The organism is Pseudoalteromonas sp. NSLLW218, assembly GCF_015864775.1.
In the GTDB taxonomy this organism is placed as follows: Bacteria; Pseudomonadota; Gammaproteobacteria; order Enterobacterales; family Alteromonadaceae; genus Pseudoalteromonas.
The window spans coordinates 424729-446274 of record NZ_JADYWO010000002.1; the positions used below are offsets into that span (position 1 = coordinate 424729).

At 39.0% G+C, this 21546-nt stretch carries 17 protein-coding genes; 5 read left to right on the forward strand and 12 right to left on the reverse strand.

Annotated features, from left to right (window positions below; translation table 11 throughout):
- Positions 1-37 precede the first annotated feature (37 nt).
- Entirely contained in the window at positions 38-1342 is a 1305-nt protein-coding gene (locus I6E80_RS04650) for a DEAD/DEAH box helicase (protein WP_002958629.1), read from the forward strand.
- Positions 1343-1372: 30 nt separating this feature from the next.
- On the opposite strand, the gene I6E80_RS04655 is transcribed toward I6E80_RS04650, so the two are convergent.
- On the reverse strand, positions 1373-2872 hold the full coding sequence (locus I6E80_RS04655; protein WP_197184929.1) for an amidase family protein: 1500 nt from the start codon (positions 2870-2872) through the stop codon (positions 1373-1375).
- A gap of 95 nt (positions 2873-2967) precedes the next feature.
- A complete protein-coding gene (locus I6E80_RS04660) occupies positions 2968-4575 on the reverse strand; it encodes an NAD(P)/FAD-dependent oxidoreductase (RefSeq protein ID WP_197184930.1) in 1608 nt (535 codons plus the stop codon).
- Positions 4576-4769: 194 nt separating this feature from the next.
- Between I6E80_RS04660 and fdxA the strand changes: the two genes are divergently transcribed.
- From fdxA to I6E80_RS04675, 3 genes are all read left to right on the forward strand, one after another.
- Entirely contained in the window at positions 4770-5093 is a 324-nt protein-coding gene (fdxA, locus tag I6E80_RS04665; RefSeq protein WP_024599924.1) for a ferredoxin FdxA, read from the forward strand.
- 135 nt (positions 5094-5228) lie between these two features.
- Positions 5229-7472, forward strand: coding sequence for a carbohydrate binding family 9 domain-containing protein (locus I6E80_RS04670; protein WP_197184931.1), 2244 nt, complete (start codon positions 5229-5231; stop codon positions 7470-7472).
- 420 nt (positions 7473-7892) lie between these two features.
- Entirely contained in the window at positions 7893-9803 is a 1911-nt protein-coding gene (locus I6E80_RS04675) for a bifunctional diguanylate cyclase/phosphodiesterase (protein ID WP_076924763.1), read from the forward strand.
- A 74-nt stretch (positions 9804-9877) separates the two neighbouring features.
- Here I6E80_RS04675 and I6E80_RS04680 read toward each other — a convergent pair whose 3' ends face one another.
- The 7 genes from I6E80_RS04680 to I6E80_RS04710 form a co-directional block, all read right to left on the reverse strand.
- Positions 9878-10582 (reverse strand): TorF family putative porin, encoded by a 705-nt coding sequence (locus I6E80_RS04680; RefSeq protein ID WP_197184932.1) that lies wholly within the window; start codon positions 10580-10582, stop codon positions 9878-9880.
- Positions 10583-10591: 9 nt separating this feature from the next.
- Positions 10592-11809 (reverse strand): BCCT family transporter, encoded by a 1218-nt coding sequence (locus tag I6E80_RS04685; RefSeq protein WP_197184933.1) that lies wholly within the window; start codon positions 11807-11809, stop codon positions 10592-10594.
- A 158-nt stretch (positions 11810-11967) separates the two neighbouring features.
- Entirely contained in the window at positions 11968-13635 is a 1668-nt protein-coding gene (betA, locus tag I6E80_RS04690) for a choline dehydrogenase (protein WP_024599929.1), read from the reverse strand.
- Between the two features lie 11 nt (positions 13636-13646).
- Positions 13647-15110 carry a betaine-aldehyde dehydrogenase gene (betB, locus tag I6E80_RS04695; protein ID WP_197184934.1) on the reverse strand — a complete coding sequence of 488 codons (1464 nt, stop codon included), beginning with the start codon at positions 15108-15110 and terminating at the stop codon, positions 13647-13649.
- Position 15111: 1 nt separating this feature from the next.
- Positions 15112-15687, reverse strand: coding sequence for a transcriptional regulator BetI (gene betI / locus I6E80_RS04700; protein WP_197184964.1), 576 nt, complete (start codon positions 15685-15687; stop codon positions 15112-15114).
- Positions 15688-16096: 409 nt separating this feature from the next.
- Positions 16097-16402, reverse strand: a complete 306-nt coding sequence (locus tag I6E80_RS04705) for a hypothetical protein (protein ID WP_165725464.1) — start codon at positions 16400-16402, stop codon at positions 16097-16099.
- Positions 16402-16659, reverse strand: a complete 258-nt coding sequence (locus tag I6E80_RS04710) for a DUF3081 domain-containing protein (protein ID WP_008169639.1) — start codon at positions 16657-16659, stop codon at positions 16402-16404. The genes I6E80_RS04705 and I6E80_RS04710 overlap by 1 nt, the downstream gene beginning before the upstream one ends.
- Positions 16660-16805: 146 nt before the next feature.
- On the opposite strand from I6E80_RS04710, the gene I6E80_RS04715 reads away from it, so the two are divergent.
- The gene (locus I6E80_RS04715) at positions 16806-18086 is read left to right on the forward strand and encodes a flavohemoglobin expression-modulating QEGLA motif protein (RefSeq protein WP_008169642.1); all 1281 of its coding nucleotides are present in this window, start codon (positions 16806-16808) and stop codon (positions 18084-18086) included.
- Between the two features lie 71 nt (positions 18087-18157).
- On the opposite strand, the gene I6E80_RS04720 is transcribed toward I6E80_RS04715, so the two are convergent.
- From I6E80_RS04720 to astA, 3 genes are read right to left on the reverse strand one after another with little or no spacing between them, the layout of a single operon-like run.
- The gene (locus I6E80_RS04720) at positions 18158-18961 is read right to left on the reverse strand and encodes a DUF1338 domain-containing protein (RefSeq protein WP_197184935.1); all 804 of its coding nucleotides are present in this window, start codon (positions 18959-18961) and stop codon (positions 18158-18160) included.
- A 35-nt stretch (positions 18962-18996) separates the two neighbouring features.
- On the reverse strand, positions 18997-20463 hold the full coding sequence (gene astD, locus I6E80_RS04725) for a succinylglutamate-semialdehyde dehydrogenase (RefSeq protein ID WP_197184936.1): 1467 nt from the start codon (positions 20461-20463) through the stop codon (positions 18997-18999).
- 7 nt (positions 20464-20470) lie between these two features.
- Positions 20471-21505: an arginine N-succinyltransferase gene (gene astA / locus I6E80_RS04730; RefSeq protein WP_024598142.1), complete on the reverse strand. Its 1035-nt coding sequence runs from the start codon at positions 21503-21505 to the stop codon at positions 20471-20473.
- Positions 21506-21546: the final 41 nt, after the last annotated feature.

Below are 21546 nucleotides of genomic sequence, written 5' to 3' on the forward strand. Positions count from 1 at the left end.
TTGCGACCCTTGATAATGTGGCCGTAGGTTATACAGCATGAATTTTAAATCTTTTAGTTTCGCTCCTGAAATCATCCAGGCGTTGGACGAACTTAACTATCACACCCTTACGCCCATTCAGCGCGCAGCAATTCCTGCTGTTCGTAAAGGTAAAGACGTTTTAGCCAGTGCACAAACTGGTACCGGTAAAACTGCCGCGTTTGCTTTACCTATCATCCAAAAATTGGTTGAGTCTGAACTCAGCACAACTAATGCACCTCATGCATTAGTACTTGCTCCAACGCGTGAACTTGCAGAACAAATAGCTAATAACTTTAGAGATTTTGCAAAGCATACATCACTTAAAGTCGTTAGTTTATTTGGTGGTGTGAGCACTGCTGGCCAAGCAAACGCTTTAAAAGAAGGTGTTGATATTGTTGTTGCAACACCTGGTCGTTTATTTGACCATATTCGCCTAGGTAACTTAAGCCTTGCAAGTGTTAAGCACCTTGTTCTTGATGAAGCTGACCGTATGCTTGATATGGGCTTTATCGAAGATATGCAAAACGTCATTAAAAGCTGTGCAGAAGAGCGCCAGATTTTACTTTTCTCAGCGACTTTCCCTGCAGCAATTAAACAATTTGCATCTAAAGTATTGAAACAAGCTGAAATAGTACGTGTTGATCAAACTAACAGTACAGCAAGCACCGTTGAGCATGTTGTTTACCCAGTTGAAGAACGTCGTAAGCAAGAGTTACTTTCTGAGCTGATTGGTAAGAAAAACTGGCAACAAGTGCTTGTATTCGTAAACATGAAAGAAACCGCTGATGAGCTTGTTAAAGAGCTTAATCTTGATGGTATTCCGGCAGGCGTTTGCCACGGTGATAAATCTCAAGGTAACCGTCGTCGTGCTTTACGTGAATTTAAAGAAGGCAAAGTGCGCGTATTAGTTGCTACAGAAGTGGCAGCTCGTGGTATTGATATTGATGGTTTACCTCGTGTAATTAATATTGATTTACCATGGCTTGCAGAAGATTACGTTCACCGTATTGGCCGTACAGGTCGTGCTGGTCGCCAAGGTCAAGCAATCTCATTTGTTAGTCGCGAAGAAGAAAACACCTTGTTTGAAATTGAAACGTTAATCGGTCAAAAAATCAAACGTGTATATCTAGAAGGTTACGAAGTAAGTAACCGTGAAGTACTCATTGATAAAATTGGTAAAAAACCAGCGCATTTACGCCGTACACGCTCTAACAAGTTATCAGGACAAGCAACAGGTGAAGCGAGAGCAGTAAATCGCTCACGTATTTCAAGCGTTCGCAAAAGCTTAAAAGGCGAAAAACTGTCACTTAAAAAGTCATAGTTAACGCCGTTTAGTTAAAAAAACCTGAGTTTACTCAGGTTTTTTTGTGTCTGGTGATAACACCTCATCAATAATATTTGCGTATAAATAAGCCGCTTGCTCGTCCTCTTTATTTGCTATTATGGATAAACCAACCGGTAAACCACTTACTTTTCCGACCGGTAGGGTTATGTGCGTTGTGCCTGCAATTGCAGATAACGAACTACTACTGCCATTAAAATTATCACCATTAACTAAGTCTGTTTTCCAGGCGGGCGATACTGTAGGCGCTATAACAATATCAAGCTTGTTGTTTTTATATACATTAACAATGGCTGTCGTTGCTAAAGTACGATAGCGTTCTTTAGTCTCCTGGTATTTTTGTTTGTTAGTTAAATCAATAGCCTGCGATTGAACTAGGATATCTTGCTCAAAGTGGGGCATTTCTGTATTTTTATTTTGAATATTAAAATTAATAAGTGCTTTTAGGCTTTTAACAGCCACTTGTGTTGGAGTGTTTGCGAGGTAGTGATTAATTTCGGCTTTGAAGTCGTAAAGTAAAATATAGTATTCATCAGCAAATAGCGTATCTAAGTTATCAGTAATATCTACATTAATAACAGTATGCCCAGCCTGTTTTAATGCTTGTAACTGCTTGGCATAAAGGCGCTGCGTTTCAACTGTAAATTTGTCGCTAGGCAGTGCACCAATAATAAGTGATGATTTTGATTTTAGATTACCTGTTTTTAATTCAAACCCTGTAGTTGTCGCATCAAGGGAGTCTTCACCTTGCAAAACAGATAAAACCAACAGCGAATCTTTAAGTGAATGCGCCATCGGCCCTACTGAATCTTGGCTACTTGAAAGAGGCACAACGCCTGAGCGTGATACTTGGCCCATACTCGGTTTTATTGCATAAACTCCATTTACTGAGGCAGGGCACGTAATTGAACCGTCTGTTTCAGTCCCTAATGCTATAGGCGCAAAGTTAAGTGCTACCGCAACAGCAGAGCCTGCACTAGAACCACATGGGTTACGTGTTACATCGTGCGCATTATGTGTTTGTCCGCCTACGGCACTCCAGCCTGAAGATGAATAGGATGAACGAAAATTTGCCCACTCACTTAAATTAGCTTTACCTAAAATTATAGCGCCCGCATTACGTAGTTGTTTAACAACAAAAGCATCATTATCAGTAACGTTATTTTTAAGTGCTAAAGAGCCAGCCGTTGTGGGAAGTGTGCCTTTAGTTTCTATATTATCTTTAAGAAGTACAGGTATTCCATGTAATGGTCCAGCCCAAGTTCCTTTAGTGGCAAGTTCATCTAGCGTTTTAGCTTGAGCAAGTGCTGTAGGCTCTAGACTAATAACTGCATTATATTGTGGATTAAGTTTATTAATTCGGTCTATATAATTTTGGGTGAGTTGCTGTGCATTAATAGAATTATTTTTATATGCACTGTGAATTTCACCGATGGTTTTTAGTTCTTGTGCTTTAGCGTTAAAAATTGCTAATACACTAAGCAGCGAAAAGGTAAATGTTTTCATCATTGTTGAGGTGCTTAAGTTGTTATTATTTTCTATACATTTAGCACAAAAAAGCCTCACAAAGTGAGGCTTTTCGATAAACAGCTTAAAAAAGAGGTTTAAGCGTTTTCTAGCATAGACAGCGCAACCGCTTCAGCCGCTTTAATGCCATCAATACCCGCTGATAAAATACCGCCAGCGTAGCCTGCGCCTTCGCCTGCTGGGTAAAGCCCTTTAGTGTTAATACTTTGGAATGTTTTATCACGCTTAATACTGATAGGCGACGAAGTACGTGTTTCAACGCCGGTTAATAAACCGTCGTTAGTAGAAAAACCACGAATTTGTTTATTAAACGCAGGTATCGCTTCGCGAAGAGCATCAATAGCAAATTGTGGTAGTACTTTACTCAAGTCAGTTAACTTAATACCGGGTGTGTAAGAAGGTTGTACTTCACCTAAGTTTTCTGATGATTTACCTTTTAAAAAGTCTCCAATTAACTGTGCTGGTGCATCGTAGTTGCTACCACCAAGCTCATACGCTTGTTCTTCAAGTTTGCGCTGTAAGTCTATACCTGCAAGAGGATTACCCGGGAAATCTTGCTCGGGAGAAATACCTACCACAATAGCGCTGTTAGCGTTGCGCTCACTTCGTGAATATTGGCTCATACCGTTGGTAACAACGCGGCCCTCTTCAGACGTTGCCGCTACAACAGTACCGCCTGGGCACATACAAAAGCTGTAAACGGTACGACCATTGTCACAGTGGTGAACAAGTTTATAATCGGCAGAGCCTAAAATAGGGTTACCGGCATTTGTACCAAAACGGCATTCATCGATCATTGATTGTTTATGCTCGATCCTAAAACCGACTGAGAAAGGTTTTGCTTCAACATAAATGCCTTTTTTGTGGATCATGTCAAACGTGTCACGAGCACTATGACCTACAGCTAATACAACATGGCGAGTATTTAACTGCTCGTCATTTGAAAGCGTTAAGCCTGTTACTTGCCCATCATCTAAATGAATGTCGTCAACACGTGTACTAAAGCGAATTTCACCACCGAGTTCGATTATACGAGCACGCATTTTTTCAATCATGGTGACAAGTTTAAATGTACCAATATGTGGCTTACTTACGTATAAAATTTCATCTGGTGCGCCAGCTTCTACAAACTCAGTTATTACTTTACGACCATAATGTTTTGGATCTTTTACTTGGCTGTATAATTTACCATCTGAGAAAGTACCTGCTCCACCTTCACCAAACTGTACGTTTGATTCTGTATTAAGTGTACGTTTACGCCAAAATCCAAACGTGTCTTTTGTACGTTCACGTACTTCTTTACCGCGCTCTAATATAATGGGATTAAAACCCATTTGAGCAAGTAATAAGCCTGCAAATAAACCACAAGGGCCAAAACCAATAACGACAGGGCGCTCTGTTATATTTTCGCTGGCTTGGGCTACAAATTTATAGTTTGTGTCTGGCGCTACTTTTACATGTTGGTCTTTTTCAAATGCTGAGAGTAGCTTGGCTTCGTTATCAACTTCTATATCGAGTGTATAAATAAGTAAAATAGCTGATTTTTTACGTGCGTCATAACCACGTTTGAACACATTAAAACTGTGCAATTGTTCTGGTTGGATTTTTAGTTTATTTACAATTGCTTGACCAATTGCATCTTCGTCATGATCAAGTGGCAGCTTTATTTCGGTTAAACGTATCATTTATATCTCTTTTAGGTGTCATAGCGGGGTATTATTACCGCTCACAATAAGGGAATGCAGGGCACAATGGGTGTGCAAACATAAGGCGCATATTTTACGTTAAAATAGGGTGATATGGCACTTATTTATTGTATTTTTGGGGTGGATGGGTATGATCAACAACTGTTGTTTAAAATCTTAGGTATTAAAATAGTATGGCGTTTGTAGTCACCGAAAATTGTATAAAATGCAAGTACACCGATTGCGTGTCAGTGTGCCCAGCAGATGCATTTTTTGAAGGCCCTAATTTTTTAGCTATTAGCCCGATTGATTGTATCGATTGCGGTTTATGTGTCCCTGAATGTTCAGCTGATGCAATATACCAAGAAGATGAGCTACCAGAATCTCAAAAAGAGTTCACAGAATTAAATGCTGAACTCGCATTGGTCTGGCCGCGCATTACAGAGGTTAAACCTGCACCAGAGGACGCTGATGTATGGAATGGCATAGACAATAAGCTTAAACTACTCGAAACTTGATGGGTAACATTAGTTACTCCTTTATCATTAAATAGTTAATTTTTCATTTCAAAGTATTAACAAATGTACCTGGATAAATTACAATCCCCAGCTTAAGTTACTCCCTATGAGTAATTACAGTCTAAATGGATGTTTATGCAGTACTTTATAACTATAATAAAAAAGTTTACCTTCCTATTTTTAAGTTTCGTTTTATTACTCTCAAGCCTTGATGTAGCGGCTAGTAAACAGCAAGTACCCTTATCTCGTATTGATTCAAATATCACTATTGATGGTGTTATGGATGAAGCGCACTGGAAAAACGCGACACGTATACCTCTTCACTACCAAGATGAGCCTAACGAAAAAGGCACACCTCCTGTAAAAACTGATGCTTTTATTTACGAAGATGGCACAAACTTATATGTTGTCTTTATTGCAGAGGATCCAAACCCTGAGCAAATTCGTGCATCACTTCGTGACCGCGATACGCTGTGGGAAGACGACGTAGTTATTCTTGTTATTGATACATTTAATGATGAACGCAGTGGTTATGAATTTCATGTGAATCCCCTTGGTGCACAAGGCGATATAAGAATGACCGACACCGATGGGTGGAGTTCAGATATCTCATGGAATGCTATTTGGGATAGCGCAGGGCAAATTAACGAGAAAGGTTACGTTGTTGAAATGCGAATTCCTTTTAAGGCACTGCGCTTTCCTGAAAATGAAAAAGAGCTAACGTGGGGTTTTTCAGTCATGAGAAACTATCAACGTGATGTTTTATATCAGCTATCAAATATGGGGTTTGATAGAAATATAAAATGTAGCCTTTGTCAGTTTGATAAGTTAGTGGGTTTTAGCGATATTGAATCGAGTAAAAATATTCAATTAACACCTACATTGACCGCACTTCGTAACGATAATAAATCTGAATTACCGGGCAACTGGGATAATGGCGATATTGATACCGAAGTGGGCTTAGATTTGCGTTGGGGTTTAACCAAGGACGCTGTTTTAAATGCGACGATCAATCCAGATTTTTCGCAAGTAGAAACAGACTCTTTAGAGCTTGATGTAAATACAACATTTTCTATTTATTACGCCGAAAAACGACCTTTCTTTTTAGATGGTGCTTCTTACTTTAAAAGCAGCTTATTTGAGCTTTTATACACGCGTACAATTGCAGAGCCTACCTTAGGTGCAAAGCTGACGGGTAAAACGGGTGATCATAGTTATGCTTTGATGCTCGCTGACGACGACAATAGTAATATTTTACTGCCTACGAATCAGGGCTCAGGCTTTGCAAGCCTAAACAAAAAAACGAATGCGGCCGCTGGGCGTTATCAATATGACTTAGGTCAGCAAGGCACTATTGGCATTTCAAGCACGCACAGAGAAAGTGATGACTATCACAACACTGTATTATCAGTGGACGGTAGCTACTGGTTTAATCAATCGGACACTCTTTTGTATCAAGTATCATCTGCTGATACACGTAACTCTGAATTTTTAATTCAAAATTATAACCTATCTGAAACTCAGTCAGATGAAGCATATGCCCTAGAACTTACGCGCGATAAACGTGATTACAAATTGTTTGCATCGTATGAAAATATTGGGCAGGACTATCGCACTGATTTAGGTTATCAAGCTAAAGTAGATTATGAAAAAGTAGGCTTTGGTGGTGGACAAACATGGTACAGAGATGAGTCTGATTTACTTACCTCATGGTCATACGAAGCTGACTGGGATAAAACGTGGGCGCAAAACGGTGACTTACTTGAAGAAGAATACGAAGGCTTTTTAAGCTTCAAAGGCCAAAAGCAATCTATTTTTGAAATTGGTTTAGTGCACCGTTATGAAAACTATAACGATAATTTTTATAATCAAAATATTGGTTTTATTTACACCGGTTTTAAACCCACTAAAGATTTAAAGCTTTCGTTATATATTGAATACGCTAGCCGCATTGATTATGCAAATGAGCAACTAGGCGATGCGTTTGACACTCAAACCCAAATGGTGTGGGACATTAACGACCATTGGCAACTCGATGTAAAACATAACTACAGCCAATTAGATAATCCGCAAGGGGATCGTGTATTTACTGCTAACCTAGTCGATTTTAGACTTCATTATAAATTTAGTATGCGTTCAATTCTTAAATTAATTTTACAATTTGAAGACATTGATAGAGACGAAAACGCCTATTTTTATCAAGTTAGCCAAATTAACAAAGACTATGGTAGTCAGCTTGTTTACTCATATAAAATTAATGCACAAACGTTGTTTTATTTGGGTTACTCAGATAGAGGCTACCAAGACGATTCTCTTAAAAATATTGAGCGAGATCAACGTACATTTTTTACAAAAGTTAGCTATGCATGGCAGCTTTAAATATTAAAATAATAATTGTATCTGCGATAATTGTTACATTCCTAGGTTTTTTAACAAGGCATGATGTTGAAGAATAATTTTAGGAAATGTTGTATTAAAGCATCGGGAATGTCAGAAAGGATTATCAAAGACAGATACTAAAGGCTGCAATGGTGTGGCCTAGATTGACGCTGAAGAAAAATTATAGAGCTTATTGACGGTATGTATTAAATTTTAAACAATTGAAACCTTTTTGTTTATTTTTATTAATCCCACCTATACTATATTAAATTGAGTGAGTTAATCCGTTATTGTTACAGTTTTTTGTTATTCTAATGGCTTAGGATTATATCAATGCTTGCTTAGTACTAAATGCAGGCGATATAATTCGTTTTTTGGTGATGGGTTTAATGGGAGAAGCAAAATAGATGGATTTTTTTTATGAGTAAACTTAAACCGCTCGGTTTTATTTTTCTAATTATAATTCTATTTTGTTTTTGTATAAACATAGAGTTAACGAATCAGATCAACCGTATAAATTTATTTAATACCAGTATTGATATACGAAGTTTCGAAATAACTAATACCACTCTTGAAATGGCTCCTTGGTATAACCCCATTTTGAATGGCCATTATATTATTGAGCAGCCTACTGCCGATTATTTACTTATTAAAACCACTGAGACCCAGTTTGTAGCAGCTGATTCAAATAAGCTAATTGTAATGACGCTTGCATCACCTATTAACTTTTTACTCTTATGTATTTTAGTATTCGGTTCTGGTTTGTATTTACGTAGGGAGCGCAGAAAGCGCCACTATAAAAATCAGATAGCAGAGCTTAACCTTCAAGCCAATAGCTTATTAACTGCATTTAACTTGCAAGTAAAACCAGCTGAGAACCCTTTGGGTGTAAGCAGCTTAGGTCAATCTATAAATAGTTTAAATACGCATGTTGCTAATTATGTAAAACAAACACAAACCAGTATATGCCAAGACAAACTGACGCTGTTAATTGACCGCCATGCTTATATTGAACATATCGACAGACAAATTAATCATGCTAACCAAGAAGATCTCAAATGTGCACTCCTGTTTATCGACCTTGATGGCTTTAAACAAGTAAACGACTCATTTGGTCATAGTTTTGGTGATGAAATATTAGTTCAAGTTGCTACTCGCCTTGCCAATGTTCTACGCCACCATAAATTAAGTAATATTAATAGTGCTAACCAATTAGAACAAAACTTATCGAGGTTGGGAGGAGATGAATTTTCCATTTTTATAGAGTTACTTGATGATAGCGACAGAGTTGTTGAAATTGCTAAACACGTGCTTAGTGAGCTTGAAAAAGACTTTGTGCTAGGTAACAAAATAGTAAAAATTAGTGCCAGCATTGGTATTGCGGCTTATCCAGAAAGTGCATCAACGCCGCAGGCTCTTTTGCAATTAGCTGACGTGGCTATGTATAGGGCTAAAAGCGATGGTAAGGGGATATTTAAAGTTTACTCACCAGAAATGGGTAACAAAATGCGCCGTTACCATTACTTACTTGAAGAGCTGCGTTTAGCGGTCGCGTGTAAAGATTTTTACTTATCTTTTCAACCGATTGTGCATGTTGAAGATTGTATGATTGATTATTTTGAGGCGCTTACCCGATGGGATCATCCAGTTGAGGGTATGATCCCCCCTTCAGAATTTATTCCAATAGCAGAGGAATCTAATTTAATATTAGAGCTTGGCGATTGGATTATGCTTGAATCGTGTAGACAGATGGCCGCATGGCACAATGCAGGTATGCGCAAAGTGAAAATATCAGTTAATGTTTCGGGCATTCAATTAAAGCATCGTGATATTTATGATTGGGTAATGAAGAAGCTTAAAAAAACCGGCTTACCAGCTACGTCTCTGATGCTTGAAATTACCGAATCTACATTTATTAAAGCCAGCCCTAAAATAATTAAAGACTTAAGTAGATTAAGAGAAGAGGGCATTACCATTGCAATTGATGATTTTGGTACAGGTTTTAGCTCGTTAAGTACATTAGCTGATTTACCAATAGATGTTATTAAAATTGATCGCTCGTTTATATCTCAAGCTAATAAGAGCCAAAAATATAACGACATATTAAATACAATTAGTGATCTAGGGAAAAAGTTAGGTCTTAAAATTGTGGCTGAAGGCGTTGAAGAAATAGGGCAGTTTGAACTTGTTAAAAAAATGGGTGTGAGTTCTGTTCAGGGTTATTTAGTAAGCCGACCTGAGTCATCAGCTAATGTAGGTAATAAAGTATTACGCAATAACACCAGTAACCTTTCAGCATCGGGTACAAGTGCTTGGGATATTGTTAGTTAGTTAGTTAGTTAGTTTATAAATAAAAATGCCACTCTAAATAGAGTGGCATTTTTGTTTAATCAGTAATAATTGTATTAAAGATCAAATGTGCGAGAAACAGCAAGTACGATACGCTCATCAGCATAATCGTAATCTAAGCTTGTGTTTTCAGCAGCCACTTCAATACCAAAACCTTCGTAGCTTGTTTGGTATGCCAAGCGATAGTGGTGGTATGATTTATCACCCTTAGCGCCATCCCACTGAAACTTATCGCCATCAAGTGAATTTGAAATATCAAAACTTGCACGTAGTGCGTGGTTTGGAGCTAGTTCATAAGTGTGAGCAACCATTGAAATTACATGACCGGCGCCTGTTCCAAAGTAATCCCAGCTGTACCAAAAGTTAAGCTCAGTTTGTCCGTACTCACTTGCGTAACCAAATTTTGTGTAAGCTTCAGCGTAGTTTCCATCGCTGTTATTACCTTGGTACGTGTAATAAGCAATACCGTAGTCAACGCTAAATTGCTCATTAAGTTGCACATACTTACCTACATAGGCATCAAGTTCAAAATCAGTGTCGTCACCAAAATCTACATTTGAAGCCCACACACCTGCGTAAACACCGCTGTCAAAGGCATAGTCCAAGCTACCTTGAATCGCTGGGTCGCTATCTGTTTGTGTTACACCATTAAAAGTGTAGTCAGACGCTGCAGTGATTGTTGTTGACCAATCAGCTGCTGCAGTTGTTGATAAAAGCGCAAATGGTAGTGCTACTGCAAGTTGTTTTAGTTTGTTATTCATTATTTATCCCTAGTGTACTGTGTCAATTTTTGTGTAATCAATTTCGTTTGCTTTTGGTGAGCTATCTATATTCGTTACTGTTTTAAATTTACTGTAACCAATAAAAGCAGCACAGATAAAGAACAAGCCAATAACTAATGCACCTACCCACTGAATTTGTAAAAATTCCAATTTAAACAATAGTGTAAGTAGTGATAAAGCAACAATGTTTCCGACTATGTATTTCATTTTTCCAAAACGCTTTACGGTAAAGTTTAGGTTATCTGTATATAAACGCACTAACGAATCGAGTGAGTTAATTACAAATACAATACCTACAAATACCATAGCAAAGTTTTTAATACCTTGAGTTGGAATGCCCGCTTCGTGGTAGTGATAAAGTACACTAAACCAAATTGCGATAGGAATAGAAGGGAAAATCAACATTGCAGCCAATACTTGGTATGTTTTAAGTCCACCAACAAAGCGTGATGTAAATTGACCAATCATTATGCTCCATGCGAACCACCAAAATAAGTAAAATTCATGGTAATCATTAAGTGGTAAAACAAATTCATTAATATTAGCAAAGTAAGTACCAATAGAGCCTAAGTTATCTGTAAATGCTGACATTTGACTATCACCGAACACAAATGCGCCAGCCCACATAAAGGCGATTAATACTAAAAATAACCACGTAGTAGAAATACTTAAAATACGTACATATTTAATATCAGTACTTGAGTACACAGCAAAACAGATAGCTGCAAACACAATTAAATAAAACTCAGAAACTATACTTGTTCCATCACCTAATTCGGGTAAATACCATGGTAGGTTTGTAAGCAATAAATAAGCGGTAAATGCACATGTACCAATAATTACAACGTTATTGATAAATTTAACCCAAGGAATTTCGAAAAATTTCACTTTAGGTTCTATTACACAGAAATAAAAGCACGTAAGAAAGTAAAACCCCCAGATCAAAAATCCCCAGTAGCCAAACTCAATAGCCAGTGGATTTGCAAACGCGTATTCTGGGCTTGCTTTTATGTCTGCATAACCTGCAAACTCAGTTAAAGGAAACATGATAAGGCCCACATCAAGGCCAGAAGTAAATAGTATTGCTATAAACGTAAAGGTTCGAACTGGTGTTACACCTACTACGCGAACATTACCCCATTTAATTAAAATAGTGATAATGGCAAGTAAGGTAAAAATGATCCCTGCATTAAGCCAAATAGTCATTGTTACCCTCCAGTAATGAATAAAAATAATTCATAAGCACTCCGTATTTTATTGTTTTATTCTCGCATTAACACAACGTAACCTATTTACATCGTGTGCCACTGCAAGGCACGCATTGGTTTAGCCCGACGAGACTAAACCTGAGCATGTGGCTAAAGTTAGATCTCCGTACTACGTTGTGTTTCTTGCCAGTTTTTTGTTATGGCAACATTCACATCCGATTTCTGTAATGGGTCTTTACCTAAAATTATGTCAGCTGCTTTTTCGGCAACCATAATAGTAGGCGCATTCAAGTTTCCGTTAGGAACCGTTGGGAATATAGATGAGTCAACAACACGTAATCCTTCAATACCATGTACTTGCGTATTTGAGTTAACAACGGCCATATCATCTTCACCCATTTTGCATGAGCAAGAAGGGTGGTAGGCACTTTCTACGGCTTGGCGTACAAAGGCATCTATTTCTTCATCTGTTTGAATATGTTTACCTGGTTGAATTTCTTCATCGCGGTATTCATCAAAGGCACTTTGCTCGATTATGTCGCGTGTTAAGCGAACGCATGCTCTAAAGCCTTCAATATCGTCTTGATGCTCAAGGTAATTAAATAAAATTGTTGGTGGTTGCTCAGGATTTGCAGAAGCAATAGTCACACTACCACGGCTTTTTGGTTTGTTATGACCAACATGTACTTGAAAACCATGACCTGCAAATGCGCTTCGACCGTCGTAACGCATAGCCGCTGGTAAAAAGTGATACTGAATATCTGGCCATTCAACACCTGGTTTTGAGCGAATAAACGCACACGATTCAAAATGATTCGTTGCACCTAAACCCGAACGCGTTAATAACCAGCGCGCGCCAATCAAACCTTTTGAAACAATGCCTAGCTTGCCGTTAAGCGTGATAGGTTGCTTACACTTGTATTGAAAGTAAAACTCAAGATGATCTTGTAAGTTTTGACCAACACCAGGTAGATGATGTTGTACTTCAACGCCTGCTTTTTCAAGCGCTTGTGTGTCACCAATACCAGAGAGTTGTAAAATATGTGGAGAGCCGATTGGGCCTGCACTTAATACAACGTCTTTTGCAGCATATGCAGTTTTAACGTCGCCATTTACTTTGTATTCGATGCCAGTAGCTTTCTTGCCATCTAAAATCACGCGTTGTGCTAGTGCACCTGTAATAATCGTTAAATTACTACGCGATTTAACAGGGTCTAAATACTCACGCGAAGCAGAGCTGCGCACGCCGTCTTTTACGGTCATGTGCATTGGGCCAAAACCCTCTTGCTGCGACGCGTTATAATCATCTGTAGAAGCGTAACCGGCTTGTACACCTGCTTTGATAAAGGTGCGGTAAAGCGGGTTTTTCATTTCGTTGCCGTTATTAACGCCAAGCGGGCCTTTGCCACCACGGTAAGTATTTTCACCAAGGTAAAAGCTTTCTGCCTTTTGAAAATACGGTAAACACGATTGGTAATCCCAGCCGTTTGCACCGTGTTGCTGCCATTCGTCAAAATCTTTTGCGTGACCGCGTACATACACCATGCCATTAATAGATGACGAGCCGCCTAATACTTTACCGCGAGGACAATGCATCTCACGGTTATCTAAATGAGGCTCAGGCTGCGTATGAAACTGCCATGCGTATTTGTCACTATTCATAGGAATAGATAACGCGGTTGGCATTTTTATAAAAATACTTTTATCGCTACCGCCAGTTTCAAGTAGTAACACGCGGTTACTTGAATCTTCAGATAAACGGTTGGCTAAAACACAACCCGCCGAACCCGCGCCAACAATAATATAGTCGTAATGATTACTCATAGTAGGGCGCCTTAAAATGGGCTTTCTATGTCGGCCATACCAACATAAATAGACTTAGTTTGCGTGTATTGATCAAGCGTTTGTATACCATTTTCACGGCCAATACCCGATTGCTTATAACCGCCAACTGGCATTTCAGCCGGTGAGTTACCGTATGCATTAATCCAACAAATACCGGCTTGTAACTTATGAATTACGCGATGAGCACGTTTAATATCACTCGTAAATACGCCAGCAGCTAAGCCTAGGTGTGTACCGTTAGCGCGTGCAATCACATCGTCTTCATCGTCAAAAACAAGCACGCTCATTACTGGGCCAAATATCTCTTCTTTAACAATAGTCATATCGTCATTACAATCAATAAATACAGTCGGTGCGACAAAATAGCCATTAGGTGCAGATTCTGGTGAAAGCGTTGTACCACCAGTTAAAAGCGTTGCACCTTCTTCTATGCCTTTATTAACGTAGCTCATTACTAGTTCTTGATGCTTTTTAGAAATAAGTGCGCCAAAGTTTGTATTTAAATCTTGTGGGTCGCCAGCAATAATGTTTTTCTCAGTGCGCGCTTTAAGCTCATCAATAAATTGCTGATATACATTTTTATGAACGTAAATACGTGTACAGTTAGTACAAATTTCGCCTTGCGTATAAAAATTACCTAACATGGCCGCGCTAACTGCTTGCTCAATGTTGGCGTCATCAAATACTAATAGTGGAGATTTACCACCAAGTTCCATCGTGACATCTTTTAAAGTACCGGCAGCACTTGCGACTACTTTTTTACCTGTGCCTACTTCACCCGTGAACGATACTTTGTCAATCTCGCTATGCTGCGTTAGCCACTGGCCTACATCGCCCGCGCCTTGAACAACATTAAACACACCTGCAGGTACGCCAGCTTCAACAAATACTTCTGCAAGTTTAAGCGCGCCCAGTGGCGTTTCTTCTGATGGTTTGAATATAAATGCATTCCCAGCAGCAAGAGCAGGGCCTGACTTCCAACATGCAATTTGTAGTGGGTAGTTCCATGCACCAATACCCGCACAAATACCTAATGGCTCTTTACGTGTGTAGTAAAAGTCATCACCAACCATTTGTTGTTGGCCTACTTGTGCTGGCGCAAGGCCTGCAAAGTATTCAATTACATCAGCGCCGGTTTCAATATCAACACAATTTGCTTCTTGCATTGGTTTACCGGTGTCGAGTACTTCTACAAGTGCCAGCTCATCGTTGCGCTCGCGTAAAATAGCCACTGCTTTTAATAAAATGCGACTACGTTCAATGGGTGTCATTGCTGACCACTGAGAAAAACCTTGCTTTGCACTGGCAATGGCTGCGTTTTGAATAAATTCGTCGGCAATTTCTACTGCGTAAATAACCTCGCCCGTTGCTGGGTTTGTTACATCAAATGTTTTGCCGTTCTGGTTTGCAAGAAAATGGCCGTTAATAAAATTTTGATAGACAGGTGTAGTCACGCTAGGCTCCATATTGCTTGATAAGTGAAAGTACGTAGCTTTTTGCTAACTTTTCACTGTGTTTAAACTGATTATTGTCTGATTTACTCAGTACTGCTCTTAACCATAGGCCATCGATCATTGCGGCGCTAAGTTCTGCAGCTTGCTTTGCTTGCTCAATAGGCATTAATTGCTTAAAAGAAAATGCTAAATTACTTTGCAAGCGTTTACTGTTTACGTTTTGTAGTCTGTGTAATTCTTCATCATGCATCGATTGCGCCCAAAAACTTAACCACGTTCGGGTTGTATCATTACGCTGTTGTACAAGCGCAAAGTTGGCTTCGATAATAATCATTAAACGTTCAATGGTATTCGTTTGGTTATTTACTTTACTTATCAAGCCTTGTTTTAAGCTTGTTAGTAAGTATCTAACAGTGGCTTCAATTAACCCCTGCTTACCACCAAAATAATGACTAATAATGCCTGACGATAAACCGGCATTTTTACTAATGCTGTTTATAGTTGTGCCTTGTAGTCCATTAGTTGCAACTGACTCTATAGTCGCGTCAATTAGCTGCTGACGTCTGACAGGTTCCATTCCGACTTTAGGCATAATTTTTATTAATTGAACGTTCAATAAACATAAGCTTAAGGTAATAGCTCTAACAATTCAAGGCTGAAGTAAATATCTAGATGCCAAAATGTAGATTAATCATTAATAAAAGCGCAACTAATGCGATAAAGAAGATAAGGTTTTACTTTGTTTTATTTTATTTAAAACAAAGGCTTGTGAATTTTATTTTGAAATTAAATAATAGTAATGATTTATTTACAGCAATAAATGAATAAAATGATCAATAATCATTAGTGCAGTAATAGTTAGAGCACTAATAGTATTAATTTAATACAAAAGCGCACTAAACCTGCAATTGCTTAGTGCTCTAATAAATTTATATAGAGAGTAAACTTTGTGGTTTTATCGTTTTAAAGGGCTTGGTTTTGAAAGGTCAGGCATTATTAATAACGCCTTTAAAAAGTAGGGGGTAACGTCTTAGTCTATTGCCAATATAGTCATCAGCTAAAATTTGCTGGCAAATAAAGTCTATATCTTTGCTTGCTTCAAAAACCCAATCAAAGCGCTCTATAGCCAGTAAAAAACCACGCTTTAAATGAGTTTGAGCACGGTACTGTTCTAAATTTTCTTGAATAATTGAGACTTTGCTTGGATCAGCTCTAAGCTCTTCTACTACTTGGTTTATAAAAGTAGTATTGAGCTTACTGGTAGGGCGGTGTCTGCGTTTTCGTGGGTGCATTAGCTCTCGTTTGCAATGTTATATAATTTTTTCAAAAAGTCGTCTTTATGCTTTTCATGTTCGTAGTCAAGGTGGTAAGTATTATGAAAACCAAAGCGCAGCTCTACGCCGCTACCTTGTAAGTATACTGTGTAACCATCTACGTCTGAATAAGCAGTAACGCCTTGATAATGCTTACCTTCATCAGTCATTTCACCTTTTTGAATTATACGTTCATACACGGCTAAAATCTGTTTATTGTCGAGTTCGTTTTTCATGTTTTATACCTTTTATTTGATAACTCATACGATACAGATATGAGGGTCGATCATCTTAAAAACAATAGCTAAAAAAGTGTGATATTGCTTTGTAATTTAGCTTTTTTAAATTATGCTCAAAACTCATTTATTGTTGAGCTTACACCATGATAGACAAGGCGTTACTACTAAAAACTCGTGAGTTATCGGATCAATTAATTGCATTGCAAACGCCTATTAGGATACTTGATGCTATTAATTGGGATAAACAAACTAAAGAAGAGTTTTTTAGACAGAAATGTCAAAAAAACCCACTTATCGATCGTGCATACTATCAACAGCGCGACCTTGGTTTTGTACCTAGCGAGTTACGCCAAGCGTTTTCTACTTTGCACCGTAACATTATTAACCAACTGGGGCAGTTAAATCCGATTGCTCAATATATGGGAAAAATGTGCACTGAGTATAAAACGGTATTAAGTATGCTTGAATATCGAGGTACGCCAGAATTTCATGACTTATCGGTGGAGTTATTTGGTCACCCTAAAGACTTATTCCATGCCGGTGAGCCCTCACTCTCTGAGCTAGCTAATATGCTAGATAAACCGCTGCAAAATTTACTAATAGCCGACATACTGCCTGACGACCCTAAAAATATTGATGCTGTTGATGCTGTACGTATTTTGTCTGAGCAAGTAAACGCTAGTATGGCAGGTATAAACGTAGAGGTAATGCTTAGCGATGGTATTGTCAGTGATGCAGCCGCCGGTGCTAATAATATTAAGCTTAATCAAGATGTTAAATTTTCTCAGCGTGAACTTGATATATTGGAAGTTCATGAAGGGTGGATACACGTAGGTACCACTCAAAATGGTTTAGCACAGCCGTATTTAACGTGTTTAAGTAAAGGTACGCCTAGCTCCACTATTACCCAAGAAGGCTTAGCGGTATTAACCGAAATTATTACTTTAAAATCGACTCCGAGACGTTTATCTAAATTAGTAAATCGTATTCAAGCGGTTACAAAGGTAATAGATGGCGCTGAATTTGTAGATATTTACCGTGACTATGTCGCGCAAGGTTTATCAAAAGATGACAGCTACACACTCGCGCAGCGTGTGTTTAGAGGGAGCACGCCAACAGGTTTGCCTTTTACAAAAGATATTGCCTACATTAAAGGCTTTGTACTGGTTTATAACTTAATACGCGTGGCGATACAGCTTGGCCGAATTGATAGATTGCCTTTATTACTCGTGGGTAAAATATCGATAGATGATTTTAGATTAATATCGCAGCTTCATGATTTAGGTGTAATAGAGAGCCCACAATTTGTACCACCACACTTTAAAGACTTACGCGGTTTGGCAACGTGGTTGAGCTTTGGCCGTTTTATTGGTGACTTATCGTTTGAAAAGTTAGAAAACGATTATAAACCGTTATTTTTGTAATTAATCAACATAACTTAGCGACATAAAAAAAGCCCATAACGGGCTTTTAAAATAAAGTACTTTAGGCTTTGCTATCGAGCGTTGGTGCTTTCAAATATTTTGTCAGCTGAGGCTGCAACAAAACCTGTATAAAGCTCGCCGTCTGCTTTAGGGTAACGAATAGCAAACTCATAAAAACAGCTAGGAATGCTCATATCACCGTCACTAAAGGTAACAGAGTATTCATCAGCAAGTGTTGACGATTGCTCTAGTAACACCTCTGGTGAGCCTTTAACCTCGCCGCCTGACGTGTTAAGCGAAAAGCCCGCGTCTTTTAGGGCTTGGTTAACATCATGAATGTTATCAAACTTAGCAAGCATATTAATGTTTACGGTAAAGTGATTGGCACGGTAACCCCACGCCGACATCCACGCTGCATATTCGCTTTCAGCTAGCAGTTGTTTATAAGTATCGGTGCTTACTTGCCAATGCGTGCCTGAATACAAAAAGTTATCAGCAGTTACTGCGCTTTCATCAATTTGGCTTACCATGTCAGTTACGATGGCTTGTAACTCTGGCGAGCATTTTTCTACTAACAGTTCAGAGATAAACACTTTTGGCTGATTAGGGTCGCTATGCTCGTAGTGCTTTGCGTAAAGTTTTTTAGCTTCAAAGTGGTACTCACCACACTCTTTGTAACCAATAGCTAGAAAGTGAGCTGCGAGTTTTTCAAGACCCACTTTTTCAATATTAAATGTACGCAGCGCAATATGATCGTTAATGATGTCATCTTTTTGCGTTGACCCTAAAAGGTCATGAATTTTGTCTGCCGATGGAGTGACGTTTAAGTAATTTTTCCAAAGGTTATTAAATAATGTATTTACATCAGTATGCATGTTAAGTCCTTAAATCTAAAATTTGGTTTTATTACTTATTCAATTATTAAGCCCGGCGCTAGGGTTTGCGGTAAGCTCACTTTGTCTGACTCAACAGATGCTACAGGGTATGCGCAATAATCGGCGGCATAATAGGCACTGGCTCTGTGATTACCACTGGCGCCAATACCGCCAAATGGAGCTGCACTTGAGGCACCCGTAATAGGGCGGTTCCAGTTAACAATACCGGCACGGATGCGCTTTAAAAAGTGAGTGTAGTCATCTTCGTTATCAGCCAATAAACCTGCAGATAAACCAAAGCTTGTGTTATTGGCTTCAATGATTGCGCTGTCAAAGTCATCAAAGCGATACACTTTAATTAGCGGTCCAAAATGTTCTTCATCTGGCATGTCGGTAATGTTTGTTACATCAATAATGCCTGGACTTACAAAGCCTGTGCCTGATTTTAATTGCTTAAGTTCAACAAGGATTTGCGCGCCTTTTGAGACTAATTCACTTTGCGCGGCAACCATACCCTGTGCTGCTTTTTCGCTTATCATCGCACCCATAAAAGGCTGCTCTGTAGCAAAGCTGTCGTCTACAACTATATTTTTAGTTGCGCTTATTAGCTTTTCTAAAATAGCATCGCCGTTGGCTGATTTTTCAATAAATAAGCGGCGTGCACACGTACAGCGCTGACCTGAGGTAATAAAGCCTGATTGAATAATATCGTGCACAGCAGCGCTTACATCACTCACATCTTTTACAATCAGTGGATTATTACCGCCCATTTCAAGCGCTAAAATCTTACCGGGGTGTCCAGCAAACTGTTTATGTAGTAAGTGACCTGTGTTTGAGCTACCGGTAAAAAACAAGCCATCTATATCTTTATGAGAGGCAAGTGCTTTACCTGTTTCAATTTCACCTTGCACAAGGTTAATAACACCCGCTGGTAAGCCCGCTTTTAGCCAAAGTGAGAGGGTAAATTCTGCCACGTGCGGAGTAAGCTCTGATGGCTTAAATACTACAGTGTTGCCAGCTAGAATTGCAGGAACAATATGTCCGTTTGGTAAATGCCCAGGAAAGTTATACGGGCCAAAAATAGCCACAACGCCATGCGGTTTGTGTCTAATAAACGCTTTAGCACCGGGCATTGGGTTTTCGGTTGTACCGGTACGCTCATGGTAGGCTTTTACAGATATAGCTACTTTACCTGTCATTGCGCCTACTTCGGTGCGGGTTTCCCATAATGGCTTTCCTGTTTCGCGTGCAATTATGGTCGCAAATTCTTCGCTGTGTTCTTTTAATTGTGCTGCGAAGCTTTCAAGAATGACTATACGCTCTTCAAGTGGTTTGTCTGCCCATTGTAATTGCGCAGCTCTGGCTGCTTTTATAGCCGAATCTACTTGATCAGCGTTTGCGCCATTACCTTGCCATACGACATCGCCATTACTTGGATTGATTGACTCAAATACTGGGCCAAGGCCTGTATGCCATTGGTTATTAATTAGGTGTGTATTCATAAATTATTTACAGGCGGAAAAATCGCGCTGCGTCTCCTTGGCTTAAATTAAGTGCCTTAGCCACATCTTGGCTAATGACGAGAGTATGTTTCGCATGATTGTAATGTGCGTCTTTGGTAAATGTTGCTCTAAAGCCACTTACGCCTTGATTACATACAGCCAGCGTATCTGAGCTATTTTGTGATATGTGATCAAGCTCACCAATAGTAATAGGGCAAACTTGAGAGTCGCGAATGCTGCGAATATTACCAAGCTTTGCTTCAACCGTTGGGCCTGCGTCAAATAAGTCAACGTAGCCTCTGTGCTCAAAACCTTCTTTTTCTAATAATTTTAGCGCAGGTTTTGTTTTTTCATGCACATGGCCAATAACAGCTTGGGCTTTTTTGCTAAGCAAGTTCACATAAATAGGGTATTTAGGCATTAACTCGCTAATAAATACCTTATCGCCTAAGCCCACTAAGTGATCCGCTTCTGGAAATTCGATACTAAAAAAGTGTTCTTGCAGCCATTGCCAAAAAGGAGAATGGCCGTCTTCGTCGCTAACACCGCGCATTTCTGCGATAACAGTATCGGCGAAACGCTCGCTATGCTGAGCCATAAACAAAAAGCGTGAACGCGATAAAAATCGACCCGTTAGGCCTTTACGACTATTTTCGCGCAAAAATAATGTGCATATTTCAGAGCAGCCTGTGTAGTCGTTACACATGCTTAAAATATCAACGGTGTTATATACATTTAAAGTAGGTGAGTGGTGTACTGTTTTACCTAAATGATAATGATATAAAGGCACCGATAAACCTACCGCAGCTTCTATAGCGGTTGTACCAATAACGTCACCTGTTTCACTGTCTTCTAAAACAAATAAATAGCTTTCATCAAGTGGCTGGTTAATGTTTTTGGCAAAGCTTTTTTCAGCACGTTCAATTTTTTCTTTAAGCTGTGCATCGTCCACAGGCAAAGAGGTAAACCCATGGCCTGACTCAATTGCTATTTGTTTAAGCGCTTCAAAATCATTGGCAGTAATAGGACGTAATACTTGCATTTATTGCTTGCTCCAATAGCACGCCAGTAGGCGTGCTAATT

Excerpts from the sequence above, each read along its gene's own strand:
- betI (WP_197184964.1), bottom strand. The coding sequence starts at position 15,687 with ATGGAACCTGTCAGACGTCAGCAGCTAATTGACGCGACTATAGAGTCA.
- I6E80_RS04670 (WP_197184931.1), top strand. The coding sequence starts at position 5,229 with ATGCAGTACTTTATAACTATAATAAAAAAGTTTACCTTCCTATTTTTA.
- I6E80_RS04660 (WP_197184930.1), bottom strand. The coding sequence starts at position 4,575 with ATGATACGTTTAACCGAAATAAAGCTGCCACTTGATCATGACGAAGAT.
- I6E80_RS04710 (WP_008169639.1), bottom strand. The coding sequence starts at position 16,659 with ATGAAAAACGAACTCGACAATAAACAGATTTTAGCCGTGTATGAACGT.
- I6E80_RS04675 (WP_076924763.1), top strand. The coding sequence starts at position 7,893 with ATGAGTAAACTTAAACCGCTCGGTTTTATTTTTCTAATTATAATTCTA.
- I6E80_RS04715 (WP_008169642.1), top strand. The coding sequence starts at position 16,806 with ATGATAGACAAGGCGTTACTACTAAAAACTCGTGAGTTATCGGATCAA.
- I6E80_RS04680 (WP_197184932.1), bottom strand. The coding sequence starts at position 10,582 with ATGAATAACAAACTAAAACAACTTGCAGTAGCACTACCATTTGCGCTT.
- I6E80_RS04685 (WP_197184933.1), bottom strand. The coding sequence starts at position 11,809 with ATGACTATTTGGCTTAATGCAGGGATCATTTTTACCTTACTTGCCATT.
- I6E80_RS04655 (WP_197184929.1), bottom strand. The coding sequence starts at position 2,872 with ATGATGAAAACATTTACCTTTTCGCTGCTTAGTGTATTAGCAATTTTT.
- I6E80_RS04705 (WP_165725464.1), bottom strand. The coding sequence starts at position 16,402 with ATGCACCCACGAAAACGCAGACACCGCCCTACCAGTAAGCTCAATACT.
- astD (WP_197184936.1), bottom strand. The coding sequence starts at position 20,463 with ATGAATACACACCTAATTAATAACCAATGGCATACAGGCCTTGGCCCA.
- fdxA (WP_024599924.1), top strand. The coding sequence starts at position 4,770 with ATGGCGTTTGTAGTCACCGAAAATTGTATAAAATGCAAGTACACCGAT.
- astA (WP_024598142.1), bottom strand. The coding sequence starts at position 21,505 with ATGCAAGTATTACGTCCTATTACTGCCAATGATTTTGAAGCGCTTAAA.
- I6E80_RS04720 (WP_197184935.1), bottom strand. The coding sequence starts at position 18,961 with ATGCATACTGATGTAAATACATTATTTAATAACCTTTGGAAAAATTAC.
- I6E80_RS04650 (WP_002958629.1), top strand. The coding sequence starts at position 38 with ATGAATTTTAAATCTTTTAGTTTCGCTCCTGAAATCATCCAGGCGTTG.
- betA (WP_024599929.1), bottom strand. The coding sequence starts at position 13,635 with ATGAGTAATCATTACGACTATATTATTGTTGGCGCGGGTTCGGCGGGT.